The 12,212-nt window shown below is 51.0% G+C and carries 11 protein-coding genes; all 11 read left to right on the top strand.

Annotated elements, in window-relative coordinates; translation table 11 throughout:
• Positions 1-33 precede the first annotated feature (33 nt).
• The 11 genes from VN24_RS16750 (at position 34) to ilvD (ending at position 12,200) form a co-directional block, all read left to right on the top strand.
• Positions 34-504, top strand: coding sequence for a DUF2269 family protein (locus tag VN24_RS16750; RefSeq protein WP_338012184.1), 471 nt, complete (start codon positions 34-36; stop codon positions 502-504).
• Positions 505-719: 215 nt separating this feature from the next.
• Positions 720-2,090 carry an ABC transporter substrate-binding protein gene (locus VN24_RS16755; RefSeq protein ID WP_045671325.1) on the top strand — a complete coding sequence of 457 codons (1,371 nt, stop codon included), beginning with the start codon at positions 720-722 and terminating at the stop codon, positions 2,088-2,090.
• A gap of 69 nt (positions 2,091-2,159) precedes the next feature.
• Positions 2,160-3,029, top strand: a complete 870-nt coding sequence (locus tag VN24_RS16760) for a carbohydrate ABC transporter permease (RefSeq protein WP_202967396.1) — start codon at positions 2,160-2,162, stop codon at positions 3,027-3,029.
• A 12-nt stretch (positions 3,030-3,041) separates the two neighbouring features.
• Positions 3,042-3,872, top strand: coding sequence for a carbohydrate ABC transporter permease (locus tag VN24_RS16765; RefSeq protein WP_045671326.1), 831 nt, complete (start codon positions 3,042-3,044; stop codon positions 3,870-3,872).
• A 20-nt stretch (positions 3,873-3,892) separates the two neighbouring features.
• Positions 3,893-4,969 (top strand): Gfo/Idh/MocA family protein, encoded by a 1,077-nt coding sequence (locus VN24_RS16770; protein ID WP_045671327.1) that lies wholly within the window; start codon positions 3,893-3,895, stop codon positions 4,967-4,969.
• Positions 4,970-5,012: 43 nt separating this feature from the next.
• The gene (locus VN24_RS16775; RefSeq protein ID WP_045671328.1) at positions 5,013-5,996 is read left to right on the top strand and encodes a sugar phosphate isomerase/epimerase family protein; all 984 of its coding nucleotides are present in this window, start codon (positions 5,013-5,015) and stop codon (positions 5,994-5,996) included.
• Between the two features lie 31 nt (positions 5,997-6,027).
• Positions 6,028-6,819: an AAC(3) family N-acetyltransferase gene (locus tag VN24_RS16780; protein ID WP_045671329.1), complete on the top strand. Its 792-nt coding sequence runs from the start codon at positions 6,028-6,030 to the stop codon at positions 6,817-6,819.
• Positions 6,816-8,321, top strand: coding sequence for a M81 family metallopeptidase (locus VN24_RS16785; RefSeq protein WP_045671330.1), 1,506 nt, complete (start codon positions 6,816-6,818; stop codon positions 8,319-8,321). Before VN24_RS16780 ends, VN24_RS16785 begins: the two co-directional genes overlap by 4 nt.
• Before the next feature lie 15 nt (positions 8,322-8,336).
• Positions 8,337-9,098: an SDR family NAD(P)-dependent oxidoreductase gene (locus VN24_RS16790; RefSeq protein WP_045671331.1), complete on the top strand. Its 762-nt coding sequence runs from the start codon at positions 8,337-8,339 to the stop codon at positions 9,096-9,098.
• A gap of 30 nt (positions 9,099-9,128) precedes the next feature.
• The gene (locus VN24_RS16795; RefSeq protein ID WP_045671332.1) at positions 9,129-10,424 is read left to right on the top strand and encodes an aspartate aminotransferase family protein; all 1,296 of its coding nucleotides are present in this window, start codon (positions 9,129-9,131) and stop codon (positions 10,422-10,424) included.
• A gap of 18 nt (positions 10,425-10,442) precedes the next feature.
• Positions 10,443-12,200 (top strand): dihydroxy-acid dehydratase, encoded by a 1,758-nt coding sequence (gene ilvD, locus VN24_RS16800; RefSeq protein ID WP_045671333.1) that lies wholly within the window; start codon positions 10,443-10,445, stop codon positions 12,198-12,200.
• Positions 12,201-12,212: the final 12 nt, after the last annotated feature.

Consider the following 12,212-nt stretch of genomic DNA (forward strand, 5'->3'; position numbering starts at 1 on the left):
GATAAAATTGGAAACCTTTCATGGAAGGCAGTGATGAAGATGATGAGCTTGTACTTGTTTCTGCATCTGCTTGGGGCCGTCCTTCTTGTCGGGAACATCATAACGGCCGCTTTTTGGAAAATAAGGGCGGATATGAAAGGGGATTTGGCTGTTATTCACAGTGCGGCAAAGAACGTGATGCTGGCTGACTTTCTGTTCACGATTCCCGGAATTATCCTGATCATCGTGACCGGCAACCTGATGGCGATAGAAGCCGGATATTCGTTGTCCGGATTTAGTTGGGTCACGCTTTCACAGGCATTGTTTATTTTGACCGGTGTGATCTGGGTCGTGTTGCTGCTGCCGCTCCAGCGCAGCATGATTCGCCACAGCGCCAAAGCGCTGGAAACGGGAGCTCTGCACGGTGCCTACCGGAAAGCGAGCCTGATCTGGGCCATCTTCGGCACAGTGGCGACGCTGCTGCCGGTCGTCATTTTGTACCTCATGATTCATAAGCCGGTTTGATTTAAGGAGGGATCTCGATCGGTTTCAGTTTCTGCATTTTTAAATTCGTTACGGATTGCCCGATCGTACATGAGGCGCTTGCCTTATGTACGATTTTTTTCCATATAGAAATAAAGGTAATGAAATGATAACAAATCCGCAATAATACGTCATCACAGATGATCCGCTCATTACGCTATTCTAGAAGTGAAGTTAGTGACAGAGGAGGGGTTCGCATGAAAGTCAGGCTATCATTGCTTGCTGTTGCTTTTATGGCATTTTTGCTGTCCGCTTGCGGTAACAACGAAAAGTTGCCGGATCTTTCAGCCAATGACAAAGCCGACGGCGGCGGGGGGGCTGGTACCGACAAGCAGATAAAGCTCGTTTTCTGGAATAATCGGTTTCCCTCAGTGGATTCCAGCGACAAGACCAAGAAAAAGGAAGATTTCTACATCTATCAGGCGATTCAAAGGTTTGAGGACAGCCATCCGGGCGTGACAATTGATGTGCAAGCTTTTCCTGACGATATCTCTCAGGTCACAAAGTTCCGAACGGCGAGCATAGCGGCTAACGGCCCGGATGTGGCCACTCTATGGACCGGTAACTATCTGCTCGGATTGAAAAATTATTTGGAACCAATGAATGACTATTTCAGCGCAGATGAGCTGTCCCGAATTCAGGGATGGGACGCGGTCGCGGAAGGCTTGGATGCCAAACAGGGACAAATTTACGGCGTACCCTCCAGTTCCGACGGCAGCATGCTGCTGTTCTACAGCAAGAAAGCGATGCTAAAAGCCGGCGTGGATGATCCAAGCTTGTACATGACGAATTTTGACAAGTTCTCTGAATTGATGGATAAGTTAAAAACTTCAGGAATAACTCCCATAAGCCTGGATAAAACCACTTACGTATTCCATTTCCTGTCCTACTGGCTTGCTCAGACGCTTACGCCTGGCGGCCTGGCCGATCTGGTGAATAAGAAGGGGCACAACTTCAGCGATCCGGAAGTAGTGGATGTGCTCGACAAGTGGGGGGAGCTCGGAACCAAAGGTTATCTCGCGGCTGGTTCGAGCAATGCCGATGAAGGGCAGGCCACTCAGCTGTTCTATACCGGCAAAGCGGCGATGATTACCGGGGGGCCATGGAACGTCGAAGATTTTCAGAAGGCAATGGGCGATGATCTTGGCTACATGCGGTTTCCTGATATCAGCGAGAAAGCGCCCATCACCAACGGCGGGCTCGGAGGAGCGGGTAGCGGCTGGGTCGTAACTGAGTATTCCGCACACAAGAAAGAGGCTGTCGAATTTATCAAATTTATGATGAGCAAAGAGGAGAAGGAAGAGCAGCTAAAAGGACAATTAGCTTTCATTGTAAATGTTACCGATGTCGATCTGTCGAAGTTCACGGACAATCCGATCATGCTTTATATGCAGGAGCGTGCCTCAAGCCCAAACAATATCTTCTGGCCTGACAATGTTTTCCCTTCTGAGCTGAGCGCCGAAATCTCGTCACTAGCCTCACTTGCCATCACGGGCAAGATGTCGCCGGAGGATTTCGCCAAGAAGCTGGATGAGAAGCGCGATGAATTGTTGAAAAACGCGCAGTGACAATGGACTTGGAGGGTCGGAGGGGCTTGCAAACGAACGGCAATCCTCTTCCGCTGAGGAGGTAAAGATTTGAAGCTGCGATCAAGAGAAAGATGGACATCCTATCTGTCTCTAGCACCGATGTTTCTGTATTTACTGCTTCTCATGGCTTATCCTCTGGGAAGCACCTTCTACCATAGCTTTACTCGTTGGAACGGGGTGGAATCGCACTGGGTCGGAATGGACAACTACATCGACATCTTCAAAAGCGGAGAGCTGTTGAGGCTCCTTCGCACCAATTTGATAATGCTTTTGTCCGTGCCCGGCATTCTGATGATCTGCCTGGTGATTGCCGTATTAATGTTTGAGAAAGTGCCGGGTACGAATTTTTTTCGGATGGTTTACTATTTACCTTCCACCTTGTCAGCCGTCGTTGTCGGTTACTTGATGAGAACGATGTTCTCTCCGGTCGGACCGGTCAATCAATGGCTTCAGTTTCTGGGAATGGATATGTCTCAATTCGATTGGCTGTCCAATGTGCCGACTGCGTTTCTAGTGCTGATCTTTTGCTTTTACTGGCAGACGGTCGGCTACGGGATGCTGATTTTTCTATCTGGACTTTCCAGTCTGCCTAACGAAGTTCTGGAAGCTGCGCGCATAGACGGAGCGAATTGGCGAACGCAGCTTATCCGTATCGTCATTCCGCTGCTCTTACCGGCAATCGTCTTCTTTTGTGTGACCAACGTCATTTGGGTTTTCGTTGGACTGTTTTCTTTAGTATTCACTGTGACAGGAGGCGGGCCTGGCTATGAAACGACGCCGATCGACTACATGATCTTTCTTAAGGCGTTTCAGTCAGATCAGCTGGGGTACGCAAGCACGCTGTCGGTTATCCTTTTCGTTCTGGTGCTATGCATATCTTGGATTCAACTTCGAGTATCGGAGAGATTTTCGGATTAAGGAGAATGCTAAATGGTGTATAAGCGGTCGTATACCATGCGTTGGTTCATCTTTGCTACCTTGCTTTTTATCGCTATCCTTACGTTCTATCCGATTCTGTTCATGGGCTTCGCTGTATTCAAACCGACAATCGAATATTTCAAATCTCCACTGGCCTTTCCGAAAACAGCGTATTTGGACAATTTGAAGGCGATGTACTATGCGTTTGATATTTTTCGTTTGTTCGGCAATACATTATTCTGCGTTGTCGTGGCGAGTATCATTAACTTAAGCTTGACCGTACCGGCAGCATACACGTTCGCCAAGAGAAATTTTCCCTTTCGTTCACAGCTGTATATTGTCGTTATCGGTGTCAGCACGATTCCGACGATTACATTCATTCTGCCTAATTATCTGTTTATGTCGAAGTTGAATCTCTTAAATACTCCGTTGTCGGTCATCCTGATTTGGGTGGCAGCGAGCATTCCATGGACTGTTTTTCTGCTTTCTTCCTTAATGCGGTCCATTCCTTCCGAATCGATTGAAGCGGTGACCATTGACGGAGGGAACTACTTTTCATTGCTTCTTCGCGTGATCGTGCCGCTTAGCACTCCGGCCATTGCGACCGTAAGTATTTTCAACGTGACGAACTGGTGGAACGATTTGCTGACGCCGCTGATATTCCTGCAATCCGATTCGGTCAAAACGATGACGGCGGGACTCGCAACGCTGATCTCCCGTTTCTCCTCGGATGTTCCGCTTCAAATCACCGGTTTATTTCTTACGTCACTGCCGCCAATGCTTATTTATATCTTTTTACAGAAGTTTATCCAGCAAGGTCTTGTTGTAGGCGCCGTTAAATAATTCGATTGGAGCGATTGAGAATGCGAACAAGCAAAATTAAAGTCGGAATTTTAGGTGGAGGCGGAATTCTCCATGCCCATGCCCCGGGTTTCACAAGACTTAGAGACGTATGCGAAGTAGTGGTGGCGGAACGCGATGTCAGTCGGCATGGACTGATACGGGAGCTGCTTGGAAATGAGACCGAGATCGTAACCGATTATAAAGAACTGCTGAACCGGGCTGATATCGAGGCGGTAGACATTTTACTGCCTCACGATCTTCATTTGCCGGTTACATTGGAGGCGGCTGAAGCGGGAAAGCAAGTACTTACCGAGAAGGTAATGGCAAGAAACGTTTATGAATGCGACCGAATGATCGAAGCTTGCCGGAAGGCAGGCGTTACCTTGACGGTATGCCATGATAGGCGATATGACGGCGATTGGCAAGTGCTGAAGCATATTGTCGAATCCGGGGAACTGGGCGAAATCCTGTTCTGGAAGCTCGAACATAACCAGAATGTCGTGGTGCCGGAAGGACACTGGATTCGTTCTTACGACAAAATCGGCGGGGGAGCGATTATGAGCTGTTTGACCCATCAGATCGACTCTCTGCGCTGGTATGGAGGCGAGGTGGAGAACGTAACCAGCATGAGTAAAGTGGTGCCGGAACGAATGGAGGGCGAAGTCATCGGCGGCTTACTGGCGAGAATGAAGTCGGGGGCTTTGGCATTGCTCTCAATCAACTGGCATACGCAATCCCATGATGCGCCGAACGGTTTATGGTATGAATTCAACCATGTGACCGGGACGAAGGGAGAAGCGTATTTCATGAGCGGTAAAGGAACATACGTCAAGATCCATAATGGAGAGTCTCAATTGTTCGAATATAATCAACGTGGCGAAGGAAGTTTTGTGAAAATAGAAAGTGCTTCCCAGCTTACCGGACATCAGCGCTGTATAGAGGAGTGGGTTAAAAGCCTCCGGGGAGAGGAAGCTAGCATTTTGACGGACGGAACGGATATTCGCAAAACAGTTGAGGTGGCCGAAGCGGCGTATCTGTCCGAACGTACGGGATGCGTTGCGAAAATACCAATCGAGCCGACGCCGTGGCAGCAATAAATGCTTCGAGATACGAAACGAATGAAAAGGACGGAGTGATGAGATGCGGATAGGTGTTGACACGTTTACGTTACGGGAGTTGGAATTGGACCCTTATCAAACGCTGGATTTCATCAAAAAGCTGGGATTTGACGGTGCGCAATTCGGCGGGATCAGGAGCATGAGCCCCCAATTGGATGTCGGGTCTCTCAAAGATATTCACGAGTATGCGGCATCCCAAGACTTGTATGCCCATGTTTCCGTGACTTATGTCAACCCGGTCATTACCGGAAGTTCAATCGATGCATTTAGGCTTAGGCTGGAGGAAGAGATACGTGCGGCGGCGAAGGCCGGATGGCATGAGCTTCATAGTGCGATCAACACGTCAAACGAGAGGTACGAGCATGCCGTTCCCTGGGAAGAGCATGTACGGCAGTGCATTAATGTCATTCGCAGTCTCAGGCCTGTCCTGGAGCAATGCGGCTCGCGAATCAATCTGGAAACCCATGGAGAAACCACATTTGATGTGCTTCGGGTAATCGAGGCGGTAGGCGAGGACATTGTCGGCGTATGCCTGGATACGGCGAATACTCTGGTCAATGCGGAGGATCCTGTATTGGCGGCCAAACGGGTGGCCCCCTATACTCATATGACGCATGCCAAGGATGGAATTGTTTATTTTTCGCAGAATGGAATCACCAGACAGGGGAAGCCGCCTGGGCAAGGCGTAGTGGATTGGGAACAAATTCTTCCGATACTCGGGCAATACAGTCCGGACCTGCCATTATCTATCGAGGATCACAAGTGGCTTTTTGAAGCCAAAATTTTCGACCGGGAATGGATGGATCGCAACCCGGACTTAACAGCTTACGAACTGGGACAGTTTGTCAAGCTGGCCTGCCGGACGGAAGCGGAGCTTGCAGAGGGAAAAATTCAAAACCCGGACGAGTATGAATCCATCCCTTATTTGGATCAGATGGAAGAAAGACTGGTCAGCGGGCTTCATTACTTCAGAAAATTGCTGGCGCAGCTTCATTTTGCCACGTAGTTTCCGAATGATGTAAGAAGGAGGCTGCCCCATGTACACCAAAGAAAGCTTGATACGGAATCTTGAGCAATTGGAAGTCGATCGGAACGGCACGCTATTGGTCCATTCGTCATACAAGAGCATTGGTGAAGTGGAGGGAGGTCCCGATACTATCCTCGATGCTCTAACGGACTATATGAAGAATGGGCTGCTCGTGATGCCTACCCATACATGGTCTTACATTGACGAGAACAACCCTAGATTCCACGTTCAGGACTCCCCCTCCTGTGTTGGCATTCTGACGGAGCTTTTTCGCAAGCGACCCGGCGTTGTCCGGTCGCTGCACCCAACTCATTCGGTCGCTGCGCTTGGCAAGGATGCGGAAGCATTCGTAACGGGGAACGAGAAGTGTGATACCCCTTGCGGACCGCAGTCGCCATGGGGGAAACTCCTCGAACGGAAAGCCACGATTATGCTGCTTGGAGTGGATTTGCGCAGGAATACATTTATGCATGGCATAGAAGAATGGGCCAATATTCCGAACAGAGTCGCAGACCGTCCTGTCCTGCTGTACACGATACTTCCTGACGGGACCGAAATTCCCGTTCCTTCGCGAAGGCACAGCGGAGGAGAGAACTGGTCGGATTATTTCTGGAAAGTCAACGACATTTTTATAAAGAAAGGCGTTATGTATACCGGACGGTTCGGGTTGGCGGAGGTTCGAATTTGCGATGCGGACCGGATGACGAGTTTGCTTAATCAAATGTTGCGTATTAATCCCGATCTCTTCTCCACGATTGATCCGCTGGATCCAGCATTAGAATATGAAGGAGACAGGACATGACTTTGAGGATATTGATTGGCGCTCTCGTTCAGGAGAGCAACACCTTTAGTCCTTACATCAGCAGCATGGACGATTTTCGCAGCAACGTGTTTTTGCTGGGGGACCAGATCAAGGAGCTCCAAATTGAAAATGAGGTCCGCGGCGGTATACAGGCTGCGGAAGATGCCGGCGTGGAGGTTGTTCCTGTCTTATGCGCATATGCCGTTTCGTCCGGTAAGTTTGCAAGACATGCGTTAAAGGAATTAAAGCAACTTATGCTTTCGCAGATCCGGTCTGCGGAACAGTATGACGGTGTTTATTTCGCCATGCATGGGGCGATGGTTGCGGAAGGCTGCGACGATGTCGAAGGGGAATTGACAGAGGAAATCAGGCGCGTAATCGGAGACCTTCCTTTCGTGCTGTCCTTGGATTTGCATGCCAATGTAACGACGAAGATGATTCGTCATACAGACGCTATAGTAGGCTATCGCACTTACCCTCATATGGATTTCTATGAAACCGGCTATCGGGCTGTGCAATTGCTGATATCGGTTCTGAAAGAAGGCAAGAAACCGGCTATGGCGATGGTCAAGCTACCCATGATCGTTCCGGCGGAAAATTCCCAGTCCACTCACGGCCCTTTCGCGGAACTGTGGAAAGAAGCGTTCGAAGGGGAACAACGGGGGATATCCAGGGTCACGTCGCTTTTTCCCGTCCAGCCTTGGTTGGACATTGCGGAGATGGGATCGTCGGCAGTCGTTGTTGCGGACGAAGCGGAGAAAGCCGAGCGTGAAGCGGAAAGGCTGGCGGAGCTTTTCTGGCAAAAGAGGCACGACTTTGATATCCGATTGTATAGCGTACAGCAGATTGTCGAGTTGGCTGATACGTATACGGGAGAAGAAGGACCGATTGTCATCTCGGACGTCGCGGACAGCCCGGGTGCAGGATCAACAGGAGACAGCGCTTTTGTGCTGCGTCAATTGTTGGATCTGGGTGTACAGGAGCGGCTGAACAGCCTGCTCGTCATAACGGACGAACGAGCCGTCGAACAGGCGATTCAAGCCGGTGTCGGGCAAAACGTGGAATTAACGGTCGGACATACGTTGGACCGTTCCGGAGAACCGCTGACGATCGCCGGTAAAGTGAGAAGGATCGGCGACGGACAGTTCCGCCTGAATGGCGGACATGCCAAGAATACGGTCGCCAACATGGGACGAAACGTAGTCGTGGAAATCGGGACCCTCTCGCTGTTGATCGGGGAAAGACCGGTATTCTCCGGCGATCCAAGCATGTACCGGACGATGGGGCTTGAGCCTGAGAGGGCGGATATCGTCATGGTCAAGTCGGCCAACCAGTTCCGGGCAGATTATGAAGCCATCTCTAAACGCATTTACATTCTGGACACGCCCGGCAGCAGCCCTGCTGATATCACAAAGCTGTCCTATCACCATATTGTAAGACCCTTCTATCCCTTTGACGACAACTTCGAATGGAAGAAGCTGAAAGGATATACATCTTACTGATAGGGGGTGTTGCCGATGAAACTGCTTCATAAAGTCGCCATCATTACGGGCGCTTCCCGTTCGATTGGCGCAGCGATCGCAAAGAGATATGCGCTTGAAGGAGCTAAAGTTGTTATCAATGACCGGGCCTATCCCGGGTTGGCTGAACGGGTCGTAACGGATATTCAAGCGTCCGGAGGCGAGGCCTTCGCATTCCAAGCTGACGTATCGAACGAATCCGAGGTTCAGGATATGGTGAATGAGACAGCGAGGCGCTTCGGAACCGTTGATATTCTGGTCAATAATGCAGCTATAGATCCGCGTGTGCCTTGGCATGAGATTTCGTCTGAAGATTGGGATGAGGTGATGGGAGTAAATGTCCGTTCCCAGTTTCTTTGCTCGAAAGCAGTGTTTCCCTATATGAAAGCCAACCATTATGGCAAAATCATCAACGTATCCTCAGTTACTTATTTTACAGGTCAGCCGGGCTTCGTTCATTATGTTGCTTCCAAGGGTGCGATCGTCGGATTTACCCGTGCCTTGGCGCGTGAAATCGGGAAACATGGCGTAAACGTTAACTGCATTACGCCGGGAGCTGTTCTGACCGAGACGGAACAGGAGAAAGTGAATCCGGATGACATGCCCAGGGTAGAGAAAATGCTGGCCGAGGCGCAGTGCTTCGCAAGAAGAGAGACGGCAGCGGATTTGGAGGGGGCGTTCGTTTTTCTCGCTTCGGCCGACAGCGATTTTATTACGGGACAGACTCTGAACGTGGATGGCGGATGGATTATGCATTAAAGGATGAATGAACAGATCTGGAGGCTTCCTATGAATACATTCAAAATTTCAGAACAAAGCTGGCTGAAGGCCAAACGGGTCGTAGCGGGCGGGGCGGCTAGCTCGCTTCGTGCCTCCATGAAGCCCGTACCGCTGTATGTGTCTTCCGCATCCGGTTCAAAGCTGCTGGATGCCGACGGCAATGAATATATTGATTATTTGCTTGCTTACGGCCCGCTCATTCTAGGTCATGCTCATCCCGAATGGACAGCCTTGGTTCAAAATTCCCTTCTTCGCGGTGTGACGTACGGACTTCAGCATGAGGGGGAAATCGAACTTGCTTCCCTGCTCACAGACATCCTCCCATGCGCCGACAAAGTGGCATTCAGCGGGTCGGGAACCGAAGCGGTCATGATCGCGCTCCGGCTGGCTCGCGCTTACACTCGCAAATCGAAAGTGATTCGTTTCGAGGGTCATTATCACGGTTGGTCGGACACTATCTTCACCTCGTTTCCGAGTCCGGACATGCGGGGGGAAGCCGAAAAGGTTACAATGGCCGGTACGGCCGGACAAAGCGAAAACGCTTTGCAGGATATTCTGCTTGTGAAGTGGAACGACGCGGAGGAATTAGAACGGGTCCTGACCGAACATGCGGATGAAATCGCTTGCGTTATTACAGAGCCCGTTATGTGCAATTCCGGCTGTCTGGCCCCAAATCCGGGGTATCTGGAACGGATGCGGGAGCTTACGACCCGGTTTGGAATCGTATTAATTTTCGATGAGGTGATTACGGGTTTCAGGCTCGGGTTGTCCGGCGCGCAAGGGCGTTTCGGTGTCACACCCGATTTGGGCATTTTCGGCAAAGCGATCGCAGGAGGAGTAGCGCTTAGCGCGGTTGCCGGCAAAGCAGACATAATGCGACTCATCGATGAAGGCACTGTCAACCATCTCGGAACGCTGAATGGCAGCACGTTGTCCATGACGGCAGGGCTTGCAACCTTGGCTCTTCTCTCGGAGGGTGAAGGGAGGGCATACAGCCGCATGGAAGAAGGTATGAACCGACTGGCTAGCGGTTTAAGGAAGTCCCTGCAAAGGCACGGAATTCCTGGAATCGTCAATCGGATCGGGTCGGTTATGCATATGATGTTCATCGACAAGCCCGAGGTAAGCGACTTTGATACATTCCAGCAACGTGATTCCGCACGATACACAGTATTTGCAAGCAAGATGCTGGAAGCGGGCATCCTGATCCGGCCCAGCGGCTTATGGTATATATCGACCGTGCATACGGACGAGGACATCGACAGGACCATAGGTACTGCGGATCAGGTGCTGGCGGCATTATAAAGATTGGGGGAAGTGAACATGGATAAAGAATGGGCAAGTCAAAAGGTCCGCAAGATCAGCTTCGAAGGCGATGCGTTGCGTATGTCCATGGATTGGACAGTAGAAGATCTGGACAAAGTGCAAGTTCTGGTCGAAAGCACGCACGGTGCCAGTCATCCGAGCTCGTATCATCTTGGGGAACTCATGGAGGAAATGGAGAAAGGCGTTTTTCAGGCCGGCGGCAAGCCCGCCTTATATACGACGACTGATATTTGCGATGGCGTTGCGCAGGCGCACGGCGGCATGCATTATTCGCTGCCGTCCCGCGACTTCATCGCTTCGATGGTGGAGATTCACGCGCTTGCCACGCCGATGGACGCCATGGTTCTGGCGTCCGCGGGAGATAAAGCTGTTCCTGCCCACCTGATGGCGATCGCAAGGCTGAACATTCCCGCTGTTCATGTCCCCGGAGGGGCAATGGGGGCCGGGCCCTGTCTGAAGTCCAATGAAGAGCTGTGGGCAATGAGTGTTCAAGTGAAAGAACAGAAGATGAGCAAGGAGGAGTTCCTTGCGTTCCAGCGCGCCTGCTGTCCAACCTGCGGAGCTTGTCAATATATGGGTACGGCAGCTACGATGCAAGTCATGTCTGAAGCGCTCGGACTGGCTTTGCCTTGGACGGCGCTTATTCCCGCAACCAATGCGGAAATCCGCCGTGCAGCAAGGGCGGCGGGACAGCAGGTCATGAGATTGGTTGAGCACGGGATCACACCAGACAAGATTTTGACAAAGGAAGCGTTCGAAAATGCGATTATGGTTCATTCCGCGATCGGAGGTTCACTGAATGCGATCATGCATTTGATCGCGATTGCGGCGGAGGCGGGAATTAAACTGGATGCCGAGACCTTCGATCGGATTCATCGCGAAATTCCGGTATTGGTTGATACGAAGACGGCCGGCAAGTACCCGACTGAACTGTTCTGGTATGCCGGAGGTACGCCGCGGGTCATGCAGGAACTGCGTTCTTTCCTTCATCTCGATGCGTTGACGGTTACCGGTCATTCACTGGGGGACAACCTGGAAGCGTTCAATCAGAACGAAATGCCGAGATATGCCGAGATGTTTCTCGCAAACTATAAGCTGAATTACCGTGATGTGATCTATCCTATCGGTAAACCGCTAAAGCCGGAAGGATCGGCTGCGCTGTTGAAAGGAAATCTGGCACCCAAAGGAGCAACGATCAAAAAATCGGCGGTTGCGGAACAAATGATGGTACACGAAGGAAAGGCTAAAGTGTTTGACAGCGAGGAGGATGCAGTCAAGGCGCTTCTCGCCAAGCAGATCGTTTCCGGCGATGTGGTCGTCATTCGCTATCAAGGACCAAAGGCCTGCGGCATGCCGGAAATGTTCTTCATGTCCGAATTGATTGCTTCCGATCCAGTCCTCTCCGTAACCACTTCACTTGTAACGGACGGGCGTTTTTCTGGGGCGACAAGGGGGCCCTGCGTCGGCTATGTGTATCCGGAGGCGCTGGAAGGGGGGCCGATCGCTTTCGTGGAAAGCGGCGATCTCGTTCGGATTGATATTCCGAAACGAGATTTGTCGATTGTCGGTATTGCCGGAAAGTATGCGACCGATGATGTCATCGCAGCCACGCTGGAAGAACGGCGCAAATCGTGGATAAAGCCCGACATCCGGCATCGGGGAGCGCTTGGGCAATATACGAGACTGACAAGACCGGCACTGGAAGGCGGTTCGATGAACCAAATAATAAGTTATATCGTCTCGGGAGAAATTTAATACGCCTCAGGA

This window comes from Paenibacillus beijingensis, from assembly GCF_000961095.1.
GTDB classification, from domain to species: domain Bacteria; phylum Bacillota; class Bacilli; order Paenibacillales; family Paenibacillaceae; genus Paenibacillus_O; species Paenibacillus_O beijingensis.

Bases quoted from the DNA above. Each gene is read 5' to 3' on its own strand.
- VN24_RS16750 (WP_338012184.1), top strand. From the start codon at position 34: ATGAAGATGATGAGCTTGTACTTGTTTCTGCATCTGCTTGGGGCCGTC.
- VN24_RS16755 (WP_045671325.1), top strand. From the start codon at position 720: ATGAAAGTCAGGCTATCATTGCTTGCTGTTGCTTTTATGGCATTTTTG.
- VN24_RS16765 (WP_045671326.1), top strand. From the start codon at position 3,042: ATGGTGTATAAGCGGTCGTATACCATGCGTTGGTTCATCTTTGCTACC.
- VN24_RS16770 (WP_045671327.1), top strand. From the start codon at position 3,893: ATGCGAACAAGCAAAATTAAAGTCGGAATTTTAGGTGGAGGCGGAATT.
- VN24_RS16775 (WP_045671328.1), top strand. From the start codon at position 5,013: ATGCGGATAGGTGTTGACACGTTTACGTTACGGGAGTTGGAATTGGAC.
- VN24_RS16780 (WP_045671329.1), top strand. From the start codon at position 6,028: ATGTACACCAAAGAAAGCTTGATACGGAATCTTGAGCAATTGGAAGTC.
- VN24_RS16785 (WP_045671330.1), top strand. From the start codon at position 6,816: ATGACTTTGAGGATATTGATTGGCGCTCTCGTTCAGGAGAGCAACACC.
- VN24_RS16790 (WP_045671331.1), top strand. From the start codon at position 8,337: ATGAAACTGCTTCATAAAGTCGCCATCATTACGGGCGCTTCCCGTTCG.
- VN24_RS16795 (WP_045671332.1), top strand. From the start codon at position 9,129: ATGAATACATTCAAAATTTCAGAACAAAGCTGGCTGAAGGCCAAACGG.
- ilvD (WP_045671333.1), top strand. From the start codon at position 10,443: ATGGATAAAGAATGGGCAAGTCAAAAGGTCCGCAAGATCAGCTTCGAA.